The organism is Actinacidiphila glaucinigra, assembly GCF_035918135.1.
Lineage (GTDB): Bacteria > Actinomycetota > Actinomycetes > Streptomycetales > Streptomycetaceae > Actinacidiphila > Actinacidiphila glaucinigra.
Genome location: NZ_CP109144.1, coordinates 7,207,043 through 7,222,419 on the forward strand (window position 1 = coordinate 7,207,043; position 15,377 = coordinate 7,222,419).

Consider the following 15,377-nt stretch of genomic DNA (forward strand, 5'->3'; position numbering starts at 1 on the left):
CCTTCCGGACCTGGCGGATCACGGTGCTCAGGACTGCGGGCCGTCGGACGCTTTCGGGCGGGGGCCGCCGCGGTGAGCGCACGGGGGCCTCACCGGCGGCATGACAGGGAGAGCGGGCGCGGGGCCGGCTGCGGCAGTGCGACGCGGGCGCCCGAAATCCCCAGGCGGCACCGCGCGGCTGCTCGGCGGTGGTCCCGTCACGTCTCTCTCTTCTGCCGTACTGGAGTCTTCCTGTCCCTTGGCTGGCGCCGGAACCGATCCTACGATGGACGCAGTCCAAGTCAAGAAGAGCGTCAATTCCATATGCAATCAGAACCCGGACGCGTCCACGGGGTGAATTCCGGACGTCCACCGAGCTGAATGGGTGAGCAGACATGAGCGACCTGCTGGAGCGACTGCGCGGGCGCGGCTGGCGCATGACGTCCCAGCGGCGTGTCGTCGCGGAGGTCCTCGACGGTGACCACGTGCACCTCACCGCCGACGAGGTGCACGCCCGCGCCGCACGGCTGCTGCCCGAGATCTCCCGGGCGACGGTCTACAACACGCTGGGCGAACTGGTCTCCCTCGGCGAGGTCATGGAGGTCTCCACCGACGGCCGTGCCAAGCGCTACGACCCCAACGCGCACCGTCCGCACCAGCACCTGGTGTGCTCCGGGTGCGGCACCGTCCGCGACGTCCACCCGACCGGCGACCCGCTGGCCGACCTCCCCGCCGAGGAGCGGTTCGGCTTCGCGGTCTCCGAGGCCGAGGTCACCTACCGCGGCCTGTGCCCGTCCTGCGCCTGAGCGCGCCAACGGGGGGAAGCGGCGGCTACCGGTCCGCCACCGGGGCGAGTCCGAGGCCGCGCAGCCACAGCATCTGCTCGTACGGCTGGGAGTCGCGTCCGCCGCCGTGGTCGCCGAACCGCCACACCGTGATGTCCTTGGGCCCCGTGTAGCGGTTGTAGGCCGCGAACACCGTCGACGGCGGGCAGACGGGGTCCATCAGGCCCACGCTGAACAGCGCCGGCGCGGTGGCGCGCGGGGCGAAGTGGACGCCGTCGAAGTAGTCGAGGGTGCCGAAGAGCTTTTCGGGGTCGATGCGCCGGTGGACGCCGAGGTACTGGGCGAGCTCCGGATACGGGCCCTCGGCGGCGGTCTCGGCGCCCCGCCGGAAGTGGCAGAGGAACGGCACGTCGACCAGGGCCGCCGCGACGGCCTCGCGGGCCAGCCCGGCCACCGCGAGGGCGAGCCCGCCGCCCTGGCTGCCGCCGGAGACGACGACCCGCCTCGTGTCGACCGCCGGGTGTGCGCGCAGCGCGTCCACGGCGCGCACGCAGTCGGTCATCAGGCGGCGGTAGTAGTAGTGCTCGGGGTCCTCCGCGCCGCGGGTCATGAACCCCCCGACGTACTGGGGGCCCGGCGTCGGGTCGGGGTCCGGCGTGTCGTGGCCCTGGCCGCGGGAGTCGACGACCAGGTGGGCGTAGCCCGCGGCGCTCCACAGCAGGTTCTCGTGGTGCAGCCCGCGCCCGCCGCCGTAGCCGATGTACGTGACGACCCCGGGCAGCGGCCCGTCCGCGCCGCGGGGCAGCAGCAGCCAGGCCGCGACCGGCTGGCCTCCCCAGCCCGGGAAGCGCACGTCGAACACCTCGACCGTGGCCAGCGGCGAGTCGACCCGGCGGTACTCCGCCGGGTCGGTGCCCGCCTCGCGGGCGGCGGTCAGCGTCTTGGCCCAGAAGGCGTCGAAGTCCCCGGGCTCGGCGATCTCCGGTGCGTAGCGGCGCAGTTCGTCCAGCGGCAGGTCGGTGAGCGGCATGCGCGGTATCGAATCGTTTCACGGGGCGGGTGTCAACGGGCCCCCGACGTATCCCCGTTGTCCGTCCGGCGTGGGAGGGTGTCGCCGTGGACGAGATCGGCTGGGAACCGGCGCCCCGCTCTCCGGTGACGCGCGCGATGCTCAGGGCGGGTGCCGTCACCGTGCTCGCCGCGCTCGTGGCCGGGCCGGGGAGCGCCGTGCCCGTGCGGGCGGTTCCGCTGAGCCGCACGGCGGTGGAGGCGGAGCTCGACGCGGCGGCGGAACAGGCCGGCGTACACAGGTCGGAGAACACGGTGATGGGCTTGGCCGTGACCGCCGACGAGGAGTCGGACCGGCCCAGCGAGCGGTGCATGCTCGCCTGGGCGGCCGCCGAGGGGGCGGGCGAGCGGGAGTACGCCGCCGTGACGGCGGTCCTGCGCGAGCACGGGTGGACGGAACTGCGCCGGGAGAACAGCCCCGGCGGCGGTACGTACGTCAACCTCGGCAAGGGCGGCTGGAGGGTGTCGGTCGCGTACGACGGCGGGCCGGGGTCCTTCACCGCGCTGACCTTCACCGCCATGGCACATGCCTGCTGACGGTCCGGGCACGGCGCGCCCGCGCCACGCGCCCGGCCACGGTGCCCCCACGTCGGACACCGATCCGCTTGTGCCGGTACTCGCCGGCATCGTCATGGACGTCGTCGACACTGCGGGGACGACGAGATCGCCCCGGACGTCGCCGTGCGGACGGCGGAGAACGCCGGGTGGGCGTCCGCGAGCTGCCGCCCCGCGGGCGCGCCCGGGTCCTGCGGGTGCTCGACGACCTGGCCGCCGCCGAGCCGGACCCGGCTCGGCGCCGCGCCCTCGAGTCCTTCGGCTTCACCTGCGGGCTGGTCGAGGAGGAACCGCCCTGACCGGGCGCCGGGCCGCTACGGCACCGGCGGGAGCTCGCCGGAACCGCGCGGGATCAGCCGGCAGGCGAGCTCGACCCGCTTGGGGGCGCCCGCGACGCCGTCGAGCCGCTGGAAGAGCAGTCCCGCCGCGGTGCGACCGAGCTGCCCGGGGTCCTGGGCGACGACGGTGACCGCGGGACGCAGCAGGTCCGCGAGCTCGAAGTCGTCGAAGCCGACGAGGGCGACCACGCTGGGCAGGTCGGCGAGGACCCGCACCGCGGTCACGGTGATCCGGTTGTTGCCGGCGAACAGGGCGGTGACCGGCTCGGGGCCGCTGAGCATGGACTCCACGGCGGCGCGGACGCGGCCTGGGGCCGTGGGCCCGCAGGAGACCCAGTTCTCGTGCACCGGGAGCCCGGCGTCGTCCATCGCCTCCCGGTAGCCGCGCAGACGCTCGGCGGCGGTGTGGATGCGGGGGAGGTCGCCGATGAAGCCGATGCGCCGGTGCCCGTGGGCGATGAGGTGGGCGACGCCCTCGCGGGTGCCTCCGGCGTTGTCGCTGAGGACCACGTCCGCGTCGATGCCGCCCGCGGGGCGGTCGACGAAGACGGTGGCGACGCCGGCCGCGATCTCCGGTTCCAGGTAGCGGTGGTCCTCGCTGGCGGGCACGATGACCAGCCCGTCGACACGCCGGGCGCAGAAGGCGAGCACCAGTTCCTGCTCGCGGTCGGCGTCCTCGGCGCTCGACCCGGTGAACAGCAGCGTCGAGTGGGCCCGTGCCAGGTCCTCGACAGCACGGCTGAGCGGGGAGTAGAAGGGGTCGGCGAGGTCCTCGAGGACCAGCCCGATGCTGGCCGTACGGCCCTTGCGGAGCAGCCGCGCGCTGTCGTTGCGGCGGAATCCGAGGGCGTCGATGGCCGCCTGGACACGCGAGATCGTGTCCTCGGTGACGCCCGGTTCCTCGTTGACGACACGCGATACCGTCTTCAGGCCGACACCGGCCCGGGCCGCGACATCCTTCATGGTGGGACGGGCGGTGCGCGGAATATCGGTCACGGCGTGATCCTATGGGCTGGACAACGTTGTCAACAAAGGGCGACACTACGCCCATGCCGTTCGAGAGCTCTGCCGAGTCCATCGTCCCGCCGTCGGGTGCCGCCGGTGCGGGTCCGCTGATCGCCGCCGTGGACATCGGCGGCACCAAGATCGCGGGTGCCCTGGTGGACGCCCGCGGCGAGTTGCTCGTACGCGTGCAGCGCCCGACGCCGGCCGATCGGGACGCGGCGACGGTGATGGGATCGCTCGCGGAGGTGCTGGCCGGGCTGCGGGAGTCCGCGGGCTGGCCGCGGGTCGTCGCGGTGGGCATCGGCAGCGCCGGACCGATCGACGCCTCGCGCGGCACCGTGAGCCCGGTCAACATCGCCGGCTGGCGGGACTTCCCGGTGGTCGCCCAGGTCGGCGAGCGGGTCGGCGGGCTTCCGGTCGTGCTCACCGGCGACGGCATCGCGATCACCGCGGCGGAGCACTGGCAGGGCGCGGCCCGCGGGCACGACAACGCGCTGTGCATGGTGGTGTCGACCGGCGTGGGCGGCGGTCTGGTCCTCGGCGGCAAGCTGCACCCCGGCCCGACGGGCAACGCCGGGCACATCGGGCACATCAGTGTCGACCTTGACGGGGACGTGTGCCCCTGCGGCAGCCGTGGCTGTGTGGAGCGCCTGGCCAGCGGGCCCAACATCGTCCGGCGCGCCCTGGAGTCCGGCTGGCGTCCGGCCCACGGCGAGGAGTCCGACGCCGCCGCCGTCGCCCGGGCCGCCCGCGAGGGAGACCCCCTCGCCCTCGCCTCGTACGACCGCGCGGCGCAGGCGCTGGCCGCGGGCATCGCCGCGACGGCCACCCTGGTGGAGATCGACGTGGCCGTGATCGGCGGCGGTGTCGCGGGCGCGGGCCCGCTGCTCTTCGAGCCCCTGCGCGCGCACATGCGCCGCTACGCCACGCTCTCGTTCGCGTCCGGGGTGAAGGTCGTTCCCGCCGTACTCGGGACGGACGCGGGCCTGGTCGGCGCGGCCGCCGCAGCGGCGCAGGCACTGCGGCTGGAGGCCTTCGCGACCGGCGCCCACTAGGCGATCCCGGAGGGGCGGTTCACCCGTTCGGCCGATCCCCGGGGAGACCGGTCACGGCCCGGCGGGCGCGTTCAGCCGGCGAGCGCCGGCCGGGCGCGGCACCTCGGCCTCCATCGAGGAGGTCGCCCGGACGGCAGGCGCGGGGCTCGGCACCGTCTTCCGGCACTTCCCGACCGGATCCTGGAGGCGGCGGTCGTGGACGGCGCCGGGGTGCGGACGCAGTACCGGCGGATCACCCCGCCGCTGTGCCGGGCGGCCCTCGCCACGCCGCAGTTCACCCGGATGTACAACGACTTCCTGTGGGCCCTGGTCTTCATCTCCGACGGCGACAAGCCGCCGGCGACGTCCGCGCTGAACAACCCGCGGGGCCGGTTCTTCACCGACCGCAACCTGCCGGCGGCCGGCTCGGTGCTCGTGGCGCTGCCGACCGGTGTTCATGGTGCTGCAGCGGCAGTTCGTCGCCCGACCGACCCTGGGGGCCGACAAGGGCTGACCGCCGTGTTCCCGGGTTCCGAAGCCACCGGTATGCGCCGATGGCCGGGTCTGTGCGTTTGCCGACGCCGATGATCCGGGCAATTCGTAGGGGGCTACCGGGCTACGGAAGAGGGGGCACCGTGATCGTCTGGCTCAACGGCACGTTCGGCGCGGGGAAGACCACTGCGGCACGCGAACTGCTCGAACTGCTGCCGGGCAGCGTGCTCTACGATCCGGAACTCATCGGCAGCGGGCTGCGGCTGATGCTCCCGGAGAAGCGGCTGGGCGAGGTCTGCGACTACCAGGAACTGCCCGCGTGGCGGCGGCTGGTCGTCGACACCGCCGCCGCGCTGCTCGCCGAGGTGGGCGGGGGACCGCTGGTGGTGCCGATGACCCTGCTGCGGCAGGAGTACCGGGACGAGATCTTCGGCGGGCTGGCGGCCCGCCGGATCACCGTGCGGCATGTACTGCTGCACGCTGAGGAAACGGTTCTGCGTGAGCGGATCGACCAGCGCGCCGACGTGCCGGGCGACACCGAGGCCAGCGCGGGGATCCGCGCCTGGTGCCTGGACCATCTGCCCGCCTACCACGAGGCACTGCCCTGGCTCACCGGGGACGCCCATGTCGTCGACACCGCCGGGCTCGCCCCCCGCGCGACGGCCGAGCGGATCGCCGAGGCGATACGGGAGGGCGCGGGCTCCTGCGACATCGTGCAGACCCCCGAGCCCACCTCCGAGACCCTTGCGGCGGGTGTGCTGCTCTTCGACGAGGACGACCGGGTGCTGCTGGTCGACCCGACCTACAAGCCCGGCTGGGAGTTCCCCGGCGGGGTCGTGGAGCCCGGCGAGCCGCCCGCCCGGGCCGGGATGCGGGAGGTCGCCGAGGAACTCGGCCTGCGGCTCCCGGTGGTGCCCCGGCTCCTGGTGGTCGACTGGGAGCCGCCGCTGCCGCCCGGGTACGGCGGTCTGCGGCTGCTCTTCGACGGCGGGCGGCTGCCCGCGGCCGACGCCGAGCGCCTGCTGCTGCCCGGCGCCGAGCTGCGGGGCTGGCGCTTCGCGACGGAGGCCGAGGCGGCCTCCATGCTGCCGCCCGTCCGGCACACCCGGCTGCGCTGGGCGCTGCGGGCGCGCGAGCGGGCCACCGTGCTCAACCTGGAGGCGGGGGTGCCGGTGGGCGGCTGAGAGGCGACGGGCGCGCCCCGCGCCTGCGGGAGAAGAGCCGCCCGCCCGGCTCACACCGCCTTGGCGGCGTACTTCTGCAGGAAGAGCGCCTCGGTGAGCGAGAGCTTCTCCAGTTCCTCGGGGGAGACGCTCTCGTTCACCGCGTGGATCTGCGCCTCCGGCTCGCTCAGGCCGATCAGCAGGATCTCCGAGTCGGGGTAGAGCGTCGCCAGGGTGTTGCACAGCGGGATCGAGCCGCCCATGCCGGCGATCTCCATCTCGGTGCCGTAGGCGGCGTGCATCGCCTCCGCCATGGAGGCGTACGCCGGGCTGGAGGTGTCCGCGCGGAACGGCTGGCCGCTGCCGACCTGGGTGACCTCCACCCGGGCGCCCCAGGGGGCGGCCGCCTCCAGGTGGGCGATCAGCAGCTTGGCGGCCTGCTGGGCGTCCACGCCCGGCGGGACCCGCAGACTGACCTTCGCGCCCGCGCCGGCCTGCACGGACGGCGTGGCGCCGACGACCGGAGGGGCGTCGATGCCGATGACGGTGACCGACGGGCGGGCCCAGAGGCGGTCGGCGACCGTCCCGGTGCCCATCAGGTCGACGCCGTCGAGCACCTTGGCGTCGGCGCGGAAGGCACCCTCCTCGTACTGCAGCCCGTCCCAGGCCGCGTCGGCGGTGAGACCGGTCACGGTGGAGGCGCCGGAGTCGTCGTGCAGCGTGTGCAGGATGCGGACCAGGGCGGCCAGCGCGTCCGGCGCGGCGCCGCCGAACTGGCCGGAGTGGAGATTGCCCTCCAGGGTGGTCACCTTGACGTCGACCAGCGCCATGCCGCGCAGGGTGGCCGTGACGGTCGGCAGACCGACGCGGAAGTTGCCGGAGTCGCCGATGACGATGGCGTCCGCGGCGAGCAGCTCCGGGTGCTCCTCCGCGTAGCGCTCCAGACCGCCGGTGCCCTGCTCCTCCGAACCCTCGGCGATGATCTTCACGCCGACCGGGACCCCGCCGTTCTCGCGCAGCGCGCGCAGGGCGGTGAGGTGCATGATCAGACCGCCCTTGCAGTCGGCCGCGCCGCGCCCGTACCAGCGGCCGTCGCGCTCGGTGAGCTCGAACGGCGGCGACAGCCAGCCGGCCTCGTCCAGCGGCGGCTGCACGTCGTAGTGCGCGTACAACAGCACGGTGGGCGCGCCCTCCGGGCCGGGCAGGTAGCCGTACACCGACTGCGTGCCGTCCGGGGTGTCCAGCAGGGCGACGTCCTCGAAGCCCTCCGTGCGCAGGGCGTCGGCGATCCAGGTGGCGGCCCGCTCGCACTCGCTCTTGGGGAACTGCCGCGGGTCCGCGACCGAGCGGTACGACACCAGCTCGGCCAGCTCGGTCCGGGCCCGCGGCATCAGTGCGGCGACGGTTGCGGCGAGTGGTGCGGCGGACATGGGCGCTCCTGATGGGGACACGTCGAACGCGATGTTCGTGGACGGGTGGTCGTGATCGATGGTGCCACAGGCTGCCTCGCTCACCCCGCGGATTAGTATGCGGCTGAGCAGGGGTGACGGCAGTCGGCGGGTCGAACGGAAGCGGAAGCACACGTGAGCAGCGAGTACCAGGCGCAGGACGGCGGTTCGGCGGACGGCGTCGACGACACAGCGGTGTGGGACGTCGTCGTGGTGGGTGCCGGGCCGGCCGGGGCCTCGGCGGCCTACGCCGCGGCAAGTGCGGGACGCCGTGTGCTCCTGCTGGAGAAGGCCGAACTGCCCCGCTACAAGACCTGCGGCGGCGGCATCATCGGCCCCTCCCGCGATGCGCTGCCGCCGGGCTTCGAGCTCCCGCTGCGCGACCGGGTGCACGCGGTGACCTTCAGTCTCAACGGCCGGCTCAGCCGGACCCGCCGGTCCCGGCAGATGCTCTTCGGGCTGATCAACCGGCCCGAGTTCGACGCCCGGCTCGTGGAGGCGGCCGTCGACGCGGGCGCGCAGCTGCGGACCGGGGCCTCGGTCTCCCGGGTCGAGCAGCACGGCACCTCCGTCCCGGACCGGCGGACCGTCGCGGTGGTCCTCAACGACGGCGAGACGATCCTCGCCCGAGCCGTGGTCGGCGCCGACGGCTCGGCCAGCCGGATAGGCGCCCACGTCGGCGTCAAGATGGCCCAGGTGGACCTGGGACTCGAGGCCGAGATCCCGGTCCCCGCGGAGGTCGCCGAGGACTGGGCGGGGCGGGTGCTCATCGACTGGGGCCCGCTGCCCGGCAGTTACGGCTGGGTCTTCCCCAAGGGCGACACCCTGACGGTCGGCGTCATCTCGGCGCGCGGCGACGGCGCCGCCACCAAGCGCTACCTGGAGGACTTCGTCGGCCGGCTCGGCCTGGCCGGCTTCGAGCCGAGCATCTCCTCCGGCCATCTCACCCGCTGCCGCGCCGACGACTCCCCGCTCTCCCGCGGCCGCGTGCTGGTGTGCGGCGACGCGGCGGGACTGCTGGAGCCGTGGACCCGCGAAGGAATCTCCTTCGCCCTGCGCTCCGGCCGCCTGGCGGGGGAGTGGGCGGTGCGGATCGCCGAGGCGCACGACGCGGTGGACGCGCGTCGCCAGGCCCTGAACTACGCGTTCGCCGTCAAGGCCGGTCTCGGCGTGGAGATGGGCGTCGGCCGCCGCATGCTGAGCATCTTCGAGAAGCGCCCCGGTCTGCTGCACGCCGCACTCACCACCCTCCCGCCGGCGTGGAACGCCTTCGCCAAGATCACCCGCGGATCCAGCTCGCTCGCCGAGTTCGTCCGTACCCATCCGCTGGCCCGTCGCGCACTGGAGTCCTTCGACCGCGGCTGATCCCGCGTCGACTGATCTTGTCTCGATTGATCTTGCGTTGGCACCCTCCGGCACGCCATAAAGGGGGAGTTGAGGGGCAGACAACTTGTGGGAGGTGTCCTCGTCATGCCCTTGAGGAATGTGGACGGAAGACTGCCGTGGTGGGTGCGTACGCTCACCGGGCTCGTGGTGCTCGGCGGACTTCTGTTTCTGGTCGCACGCGCCGACCTGATACCTGGTCTGCCCAACCCCTTCGCCGAGGAGACCAAGGACCGCACCGGCCCCGTGGTGCTCAAGGCGATCCAGGACATGAGCCGCTTCGAGGGAGCCAGCGGCGAGTTCCAGGTCGTGGTCGACCTGGAGAAGGACGCGAAGTTCCTTCCCGACGCGGTGCGCGGCAGGCGCACGCTCTACGTGGGGGCCGGCAGCGTCGATGCCTACGTGGACCTCGGCGACGTGGGCCCGAAGGGCGTCACGGTCTCCGAGGACCGGACCTCCGCGGTCCTCACCCTGCCCCACGCCCGCCTCGAGCGGGCGTCGCTCGACCCCGACCGTTCCTACGTGGTCGCCCAGGAGCGGGGCTTCTTCGACCGGCTCGGCGACTTCTTCTCCTCCCATCCCGGGGACGAGCGGCAGGTCCAGCAACTCGCCGCGAAGAAGATCCAGCAGGCGGCCGAGTCCACCGAGCTGACGAAGCGTGCGGAGACCAACACCCGGGCCATGCTGGAGCGGCTGCTGACCTCGCTGGGATTCGAGAAGGTGGAGGTGCGCTTCAACTGACGGGCCGGAGTTCGGTGATGCGGAAGACCGGGTGCTTGTGGGCTATGGCACGCAGTTCCTCGTCGGTGGAGCCGGCCCCCACACCGCCGAAGAACACGCCCACCTCGGCCTTCCAGCGCTTGAGGTAGGCACGCAGCACCTCGGGCTTCGCGTCGTCGGCGACCTCGGTCGCGCTGAACTCCTCGACCCGCTTGCCCAGCAGCAGTCGACCCCCGCCGGCGGCCCGCATGTTGTGCGTCCACTGGACGTGCCCGCGGGGCGCCACGAGGTAGCGCTCCCCGTTCACCACCAGCAGGTTGACCGGGGTGCGCCGCCATTCCCCGCTCTTGCGGCCGCGGACGGCCAGCACCCGTGAGCCCCACACGCTGAGGCCGCGGCGGGTCAGCCAGGCCACCGCGCGGTTGAAGACGTTGATCGTGAACCAGCCGGGCTTGATGACGTGCTCGGACATCAGGACTCCTCCATGGCGCGCGGACCGTGGACCCGAAGCGGTCCGTGAGCGGTGCTCTCGCTTGAGAACAGTGTGCACGTCTCCGTGCTCCCTGGCAAGAGCACTGCTCTCGTTCTTGGTCGTTGCTCCGATCGCGCCTACACTGATCCCATGAGCGTCATCCGAACCGCCAGGGAACGGGCCCGCGACGAAGTGACCGCGGCCATCAAGGAAGAGGCGCGCCGACAGCTCGCCGACGAGGGCGCCTCGAGGCTCTCGCTGCGCGCCGTCGCGCGGGAGCTGGGCATGGTCTCGTCCGCGCTCTACCGGTACTTCCCCAGCCGGGACGAGCTGCTCACCGCCCTCATCGTCGACGCCTACGACGCCGTGGGCGCCGCCGCCGAGGAGGCCCTGGCCCGTGCCGGCGGCACCGACCCCGTGGAGCGCTGGAGCGAGGTCTGCCGGGCCGTGCGCCGCTGGGCCCTCGGCCATCCGCACGAGTACGCCCTCATCTACGGCTCTCCCGTGCCCGGCTACTCCGCCCCGCTCGACACGATCGGACCCGCGTCCCGGGTCGGGCTCGCACTGATCGCCGTGGCCGAGGAGGCCGACACCGCCGGGGCGCTCGCGGTGCCCCCGCCCGACGCCCCGCTGTCCGAGGCCGCCCACGCCGACGCCTGGCGCCTCAGCAAGGACCTGGACCGCAACCTGCCGCCGCGGGCGCTCCCTTCCTTCGTGGCCGCCTGGGCGCAGCTCTTCGGCCTCGTGAGCTTCGAGGTGTTCGGCCAGTTCAACAACGTGGTCGAGGCGCGCGACGACTTCTTCGACCACGCCGTCGCGGGCCTCGCGCACCAGGCGGGGCTGCGCCGTGGGCGCGTACTCCACGGGGAGTAGACGCGGTCACCCCGCCGGCCGGACGCCGACCCGCCGTCCCCGGTCTAGCGTGGCCGCATGACCGACGACGTGACGCGGGGAGGCGGCCCGCCCCGGGGGCCCTGGTGGCGCCGGACCGGCCCCGGCCCCGGCGTCGGCCCGGGCCACGGCGCCGAGCGCCTGCGCCACCCCTGGGTCTCGTCGTTGGTCATCGCGGTCGTCCAGGTGGTCGGGACCACGGCCGCCTCGCACAACGCGGCCGGCCGGGGCACCCTCGACCACGTCGGGTACGCGCTGCTGCTCGCCGGGCCCGTCCTGCTCCTGTGGCGCCACCGCGCGCCCGTCGTCGTCGCCGCCGCCGTCTCGGCCGTGACGCTCGTGTACGTCGCCGCCGGTTACCCGTACGGGCCGGTCTTCCTCAGCATCGTCGCCGCCTACTTCACGGCCGTGGCCGCCGGCCGCCGCAGAGCCGTCCTGGTCGTCGCGGGCGCCGTCTACACGGCCTACCTGCTCATCACCATGTGGCTGTACCGCTGGCTGCCGCCCGCGGGGGACAAGGCCGCCTCATGGGCCCAGGTGTCGGGGGCCGCCGCCTGGCTGCTGGCGATCCTCGCCGTCGCGGAGCTGTGGCGGCTGCGCAGGGAGCAGTTCGTCCGCGAGCGCCGGGAGCGGGCCGAGGCCGAGCGGCGCCGCGCCGACGAGGAACGGCTGCGCATCGCCCGCGAGCTGCACGACGTGCTGGCCCACAGCATCTCCGTCATCAACGTGCAGGCGGGGGTGGCCCTCGCCCTCATGGACGAACGCCCCGAGCAGGCCCGGCAGGCGCTGACCACCATCAAGGCGGCCAGCAAGGAGGCGCTCGGCGAGGTGCGCCAGGTGCTGGGCACCCTGCGCGGCCCCGGGGAGGCCCCCCGCTCGCCCGCTCCGGGTCTGGACCGGCTGCCCGAACTGCTCGAACAGGCCGCGGGCGCGGGCCTGGCCGTCGACATCACCCGCGACGGCCGCGCCGCAGGCCTGCCGCCCGGCGTGGACCTGGCGGCCTTCCGCATCGTCCAGGAGGCGCTGACCAACGTCATCCGCCACTCGGGCTCGCGTACCGCCCGCATCCGCATCACCCGCCGCGGGGACGCGGTCGAGTTGCAGGTCGACGACGACGGTCCCGCCACCACCGGCACGGACCGTGCCCACGACTCGGGCGGCGGCGGCAACGGGCTGCTCGGGATGCGTGAGCGGGCGGCGGCGCTCGGCGGCACGGTCGAGGCCGGACCCCGCACCGACGGCGGTTTCCGCGTCCTGGCCCTTCTGCCGCTCACCGCCGGCGCCGCGGCGGCGTCCGTCCCCGACAAGGAGAACCCATGACCCGGGTACTGCTCGCCGACGACCAGATGCTGGTGCGGGCGGGCTTCGCCGCCCTGCTGGACGCCCAGCCCGACATCGAGGTCGTGGGGGAGGCGTCCGACGGCGCCCAGGCACTGAGCCTGGTCCGCGAACTCACCCCGGACGCGGTGCTGATGGACATCCGCATGCCGGTCATGGACGGCCTCGAGGCCACCCGCCGGATCACCGAGGACGCCGCGCTGAGCGAGGTCAAGGTCGTCATCCTCACCACGTTCGAGCTCGACGAGTACGTCTTCGAGGCCATCAGGGCGGGCGCCTCCGGCTTCCTGGTCAAGGACACCGAGCCGGAGGAACTGGTGCGTGCCGTAAGGGCGGTGGTGGACGGCGACGCGCTGCTGTCGCCCGGCGTGACCCGGCGGCTCATCGCCGAGTTCGCCGCGCGGTCCAAGGAACCCTCGGCCGCGGCGGGACTGGAGCGGCTCACGGAGCGGGAGCGCGAGGTGATGGCCCTGGTCGGGATCGGCCTGTCCAACGAGGAGATCGCGCGCCGCCTGGTGGTGAGCCCGCTCACCGCCAAGACGCACGTCAGCCGCACGATGGTGAAGCTCGGCGCCCGGGACCGGGCCCAGCTCGTCGTCCTCGCCTACGAGTCCGGCCTGGTGCGGCCCGGCTGGCTCGGCTGAGCCGAAGGGGCCCGCGCGGACCGTGGTCCGCGCGGGCCCCGGACGGCGGCCGGTCAGTCCCGCACCGGGACCTTGCGCTGCTCGTCCACCGGCGCCACGGTGTCGGAGGAGGCGACCACGATTTCGTACGACACCCTGCGGCGCAGCCCCGTGAGGGTGATCAGCAACCCCGCCAGGGCGATCGCGCTGACCACGACCAGGCCGGGCCGGAAGCTGTCGAGCACGGCCTGCGGGGAGGCCGGGGGCCCGTCGCCGGAACCGGCGGTGATCGCCGCGGTGACGACCGCGAGGAAGATGGCGCCGCCCACCTGGAAAGAGGTGTTGAGCAGGCCGGAGACCATGCCCTGCTCCTCGTCGCGCACCCCGTTGGTGGCCTGGATGTTGAGCGACGGGAAGACCAGCGCGCACGCGGCGCCGAGCAGCAGCATGGACGGCAGGATGACCGCGGCGAAGCTCGGGGTGAGGTCGACGCGCAGGAAGAGCACATAGCCCAGGAAGAGCAGGGTGAATCCGGTGGCGATCACGCGCGGCGTCCCGAAGCGGTCCACCAGCGGGCCGATCCGTGTGGAGGCGAGCGCCACCAGGGCGCCCGCGGGCAGGAACGCCAGTGCGGTCTGCAGGGCCGACCAGCCCAGCAGCGACTGCATGTACTGGGTGACGAGGAACTGGAAGCCCACGTAGGAGCCGAAGAAGGCGGCGCCGCCCAGGTTGGCGCGGATCTGGTGGGGCGAGCGCAGGACGCCCAGCCGGATGAGGGGGTGGCTGCTGCGGTGTTCGATCACGGCGAAGGCGGCCAGAAGGACGGCGACGGCGGCGAAGGAGAGCAGGGTGCGGGCCGAACTCCATCCCGCTTCGGGCGCCTCGACGACGGTGAAGACCAGCAACAGCATCGCACTGGTGCCGGTGAGGGCGCCGGGCAGATCGTAGCCGCGGCCGGTGTGGCGCTCGCGGGGGCTCGACGGGATCAGCTTGATGCCGGCCACGAGGGCCAGGACCGCGACGGGCGCGGGCAGCAGCATCGTCCAGCGCCAGCCCACCTCGGTGAGCAGGCCGGACAGGACCAGGCCCATCGAGAAGCCGGTCGCGCCGCAGGTGGTGTAGATGCTGAGGGCGCGGTTGCGGACCGGCCCCTCGGCGAAGGTCGTGGTGATGATGGACAGGCCCGCCGGGGCGGTGAACGCGGCGCTCAAGCCCTTGATGAAGCGGCTGGCGATGAGGAGTTCACCGGAGTCGACGAGCCCGCCGAGCAGGGAGGCGGCGGCGAACACGCCGAGCGCGACGAGGAAGACCCGGCGCCGGCCGAGCAGGTCGGCAGCGCGGCCGCCGAGCAGCAGCAGGCCGCCGTAACCGAGGATGTAGCCGCTGACGATCCACTGCAGCGACGAAGTGGACAGGTCGAGGTCGTCCGCGATGGACGGGAGGGCCACGCCGACCATCGAGACGTCCAGGGCGTCCAGGAAGAGCGCGGCGCAGAGCACCAGCAGGGTGCCCCACTGCCGGGCGCTCCAGCGCCCGTCGGTACCGGGGGCGGCGGTGTGCGGAGAGGTCATGCCGAGGAACACTACATGCACGTGCATCAGATGCAAGCGCATTTAATGTGCGTACATCTAGTGTTGTTTTTCTGCTATCCTGCGGCCATGACCGGCGTGAAGAGTGAGCATGTGCTCGTTGAGCGGTGGCGGGAGGTCCTCTCCCTGCACGCGCGCACCGCGTGCGAACTCGACCGTGAGCTGAACCCGCACGGACTGGGCGCGAGCGACTTCGAGGTGCTCGACCTGCTCGCCGAGGGCAACCCGGACGAGGGCGGATGCACCTACCGCGTCCAGGAGCTCGCGGACCGCGTGCACCTGAGCCAGAGCGCGCTCTCCCGGCTGGTCGGCCGACTGGAGAAGGACGGCCTCGTGAGCCGGGGGATCTGCAGCGAGGACCGGCGCGGGGTGCGGGTCGCACTGACCGACGCCGGACGGGCCCGCCACGAGGAGGTCAAGCCGGTGCAGCGTGCCGTGCTGGAGCGGATGCTCGGGCAGGTCTGAAGGCGTACGGCGTCGCCGGCGACCCGAGG

16 protein-coding genes and 1 pseudogene are annotated in these 15,377 nt (G+C 73.4%); 12 read left to right on the top strand and 5 right to left on the bottom strand.

Annotated elements, in window-relative coordinates; all coding sequences use genetic code 11:
- Positions 1-374: 374 nt before the first annotated feature.
- The gene (locus OIE69_RS32495; RefSeq protein WP_326577823.1) at positions 375-785 is read left to right on the top strand and encodes a Fur family transcriptional regulator; all 411 of its coding nucleotides are present in this window, start codon (positions 375-377) and stop codon (positions 783-785) included.
- Between the two features lie 25 nt (positions 786-810).
- Here OIE69_RS32495 and OIE69_RS32500 read toward each other — a convergent pair whose 3' ends face one another.
- Complete coding sequence (locus OIE69_RS32500; RefSeq protein WP_326577824.1) at positions 811-1,794, bottom strand: acetylxylan esterase; 984 nt, start codon at positions 1,792-1,794, stop codon at positions 811-813.
- Between the two features lie 86 nt (positions 1,795-1,880).
- On the opposite strand from OIE69_RS32500, the gene OIE69_RS32505 reads away from it, so the two are divergent.
- Both OIE69_RS32505 and OIE69_RS32510 read left to right on the top strand, forming a co-directional pair.
- Positions 1,881-2,369, top strand: coding sequence for a hypothetical protein (locus OIE69_RS32505; protein WP_326577825.1), 489 nt, complete (start codon positions 1,881-1,883; stop codon positions 2,367-2,369).
- A 167-nt stretch (positions 2,370-2,536) separates the two neighbouring features.
- A complete protein-coding gene (locus OIE69_RS32510; RefSeq protein WP_326577826.1) occupies positions 2,537-2,686 on the top strand; it encodes a hypothetical protein in 150 nt (49 codons plus the stop codon).
- Positions 2,687-2,701: 15 nt separating this feature from the next.
- On the opposite strand, the gene OIE69_RS32515 is transcribed toward OIE69_RS32510, so the two are convergent.
- Positions 2,702-3,688: a LacI family DNA-binding transcriptional regulator gene (locus OIE69_RS32515; protein WP_326581488.1), complete on the bottom strand. Its 987-nt coding sequence runs from the start codon at positions 3,686-3,688 to the stop codon at positions 2,702-2,704.
- 86 nt (positions 3,689-3,774) lie between these two features.
- On the opposite strand from OIE69_RS32515, the gene OIE69_RS32520 reads away from it, so the two are divergent.
- From OIE69_RS32520 to OIE69_RS32530, 3 genes and pseudogenes are all read left to right on the top strand, one after another.
- A complete protein-coding gene (locus tag OIE69_RS32520; RefSeq protein ID WP_326577827.1) occupies positions 3,775-4,785 on the top strand; it encodes an ROK family protein in 1,011 nt (336 codons plus the stop codon).
- Positions 4,786-4,950: 165 nt separating this feature from the next.
- Positions 4,951-5,278 (top strand): annotated as a pseudogene (locus OIE69_RS32525) (carbohydrate ABC transporter permease); the annotation flags it as partial.
- 121 nt (positions 5,279-5,399) lie between these two features.
- Positions 5,400-6,440, top strand: coding sequence for an NUDIX hydrolase (locus OIE69_RS32530; RefSeq protein WP_326577828.1), 1,041 nt, complete (start codon positions 5,400-5,402; stop codon positions 6,438-6,440).
- Positions 6,441-6,490: 50 nt separating this feature from the next.
- Here the strand turns inward: OIE69_RS32530 and OIE69_RS32535 are convergent, their stop codons facing one another.
- Positions 6,491-7,849: a dipeptidase gene (locus OIE69_RS32535; RefSeq protein WP_326577829.1), complete on the bottom strand. Its 1,359-nt coding sequence runs from the start codon at positions 7,847-7,849 to the stop codon at positions 6,491-6,493.
- Between the two features lie 153 nt (positions 7,850-8,002).
- Here OIE69_RS32535 and OIE69_RS32540 point away from each other — a divergent pair, with 153 nt between their 5' ends.
- Together OIE69_RS32540 and OIE69_RS32545 are read left to right on the top strand one after the other, a co-directional pair.
- Positions 8,003-9,232 carry a geranylgeranyl reductase family protein gene (locus OIE69_RS32540; protein ID WP_326577830.1) on the top strand — a complete coding sequence of 410 codons (1,230 nt, stop codon included), beginning with the start codon at positions 8,003-8,005 and terminating at the stop codon, positions 9,230-9,232.
- A gap of 105 nt (positions 9,233-9,337) precedes the next feature.
- The gene (locus tag OIE69_RS32545) at positions 9,338-9,991 is read left to right on the top strand and encodes a DUF4230 domain-containing protein (RefSeq protein ID WP_326577831.1); all 654 of its coding nucleotides are present in this window, start codon (positions 9,338-9,340) and stop codon (positions 9,989-9,991) included.
- On the opposite strand, the gene OIE69_RS32550 is transcribed toward OIE69_RS32545, so the two are convergent.
- Positions 9,984-10,442, bottom strand: coding sequence for a nitroreductase family deazaflavin-dependent oxidoreductase (locus OIE69_RS32550; protein ID WP_089226723.1), 459 nt, complete (start codon positions 10,440-10,442; stop codon positions 9,984-9,986). The genes OIE69_RS32545 and OIE69_RS32550 overlap by 8 nt on opposite strands.
- A 150-nt stretch (positions 10,443-10,592) precedes the next feature.
- Here OIE69_RS32550 and OIE69_RS32555 point away from each other — a divergent pair, with 150 nt between their 5' ends.
- The 3 genes from OIE69_RS32555 to OIE69_RS32565 are packed head-to-tail and all read left to right on the top strand — an operon-like array spanning position 10,593 to position 13,315.
- Entirely contained in the window at positions 10,593-11,315 is a 723-nt protein-coding gene (locus OIE69_RS32555) for a TetR/AcrR family transcriptional regulator (protein ID WP_326577832.1), read from the top strand.
- Between the two features lie 57 nt (positions 11,316-11,372).
- Positions 11,373-12,653, top strand: coding sequence for a sensor histidine kinase (locus tag OIE69_RS32560; protein WP_326577833.1), 1,281 nt, complete (start codon positions 11,373-11,375; stop codon positions 12,651-12,653).
- Positions 12,650-13,315 carry a response regulator gene (locus tag OIE69_RS32565; RefSeq protein ID WP_089226726.1) on the top strand — a complete coding sequence of 222 codons (666 nt, stop codon included), beginning with the start codon at positions 12,650-12,652 and terminating at the stop codon, positions 13,313-13,315. Before OIE69_RS32560 ends, OIE69_RS32565 begins: the two co-directional genes overlap by 4 nt.
- A 53-nt stretch (positions 13,316-13,368) precedes the next feature.
- Here the strand turns inward: OIE69_RS32565 and OIE69_RS32570 are convergent, their stop codons facing one another.
- Positions 13,369-14,865 (bottom strand): MFS transporter, encoded by a 1,497-nt coding sequence (locus tag OIE69_RS32570; RefSeq protein WP_326577834.1) that lies wholly within the window; start codon positions 14,863-14,865, stop codon positions 13,369-13,371.
- A gap of 87 nt (positions 14,866-14,952) precedes the next feature.
- On the opposite strand from OIE69_RS32570, the gene OIE69_RS32575 reads away from it, so the two are divergent.
- Positions 14,953-15,348 carry a MarR family winged helix-turn-helix transcriptional regulator gene (locus OIE69_RS32575; protein ID WP_018562668.1) on the top strand — a complete coding sequence of 132 codons (396 nt, stop codon included), beginning with the start codon at positions 14,953-14,955 and terminating at the stop codon, positions 15,346-15,348.
- Positions 15,349-15,377: the final 29 nt, after the last annotated feature.

Coding starts and splice junctions, on each gene's coding strand:
- OIE69_RS32520 (WP_326577827.1), top strand. CDS start 3,775: ATGCCGTTCGAGAGCTCTGCCGAGTCCATCGTCCCGCCGTCGGGTGCC.
- OIE69_RS32500 (WP_326577824.1), bottom strand. CDS start 1,794: ATGCCGCTCACCGACCTGCCGCTGGACGAACTGCGCCGCTACGCACCG.
- OIE69_RS32550 (WP_089226723.1), bottom strand. CDS start 10,442: ATGTCCGAGCACGTCATCAAGCCCGGCTGGTTCACGATCAACGTCTTC.
- OIE69_RS32570 (WP_326577834.1), bottom strand. CDS start 14,865: ATGACCTCTCCGCACACCGCCGCCCCCGGTACCGACGGGCGCTGGAGC.
- OIE69_RS32535 (WP_326577829.1), bottom strand. CDS start 7,849: ATGTCCGCCGCACCACTCGCCGCAACCGTCGCCGCACTGATGCCGCGG.
- OIE69_RS32545 (WP_326577831.1), top strand. CDS start 9,338: ATGCCCTTGAGGAATGTGGACGGAAGACTGCCGTGGTGGGTGCGTACG.
- OIE69_RS32560 (WP_326577833.1), top strand. CDS start 11,373: ATGACCGACGACGTGACGCGGGGAGGCGGCCCGCCCCGGGGGCCCTGG.
- OIE69_RS32495 (WP_326577823.1), top strand. CDS start 375: ATGAGCGACCTGCTGGAGCGACTGCGCGGGCGCGGCTGGCGCATGACG.
- OIE69_RS32555 (WP_326577832.1), top strand. CDS start 10,593: ATGAGCGTCATCCGAACCGCCAGGGAACGGGCCCGCGACGAAGTGACC.
- OIE69_RS32515 (WP_326581488.1), bottom strand. CDS start 3,688: ATGAAGGATGTCGCGGCCCGGGCCGGTGTCGGCCTGAAGACGGTATCG.
- OIE69_RS32575 (WP_018562668.1), top strand. CDS start 14,953: ATGACCGGCGTGAAGAGTGAGCATGTGCTCGTTGAGCGGTGGCGGGAG.
- OIE69_RS32565 (WP_089226726.1), top strand. CDS start 12,650: ATGACCCGGGTACTGCTCGCCGACGACCAGATGCTGGTGCGGGCGGGC.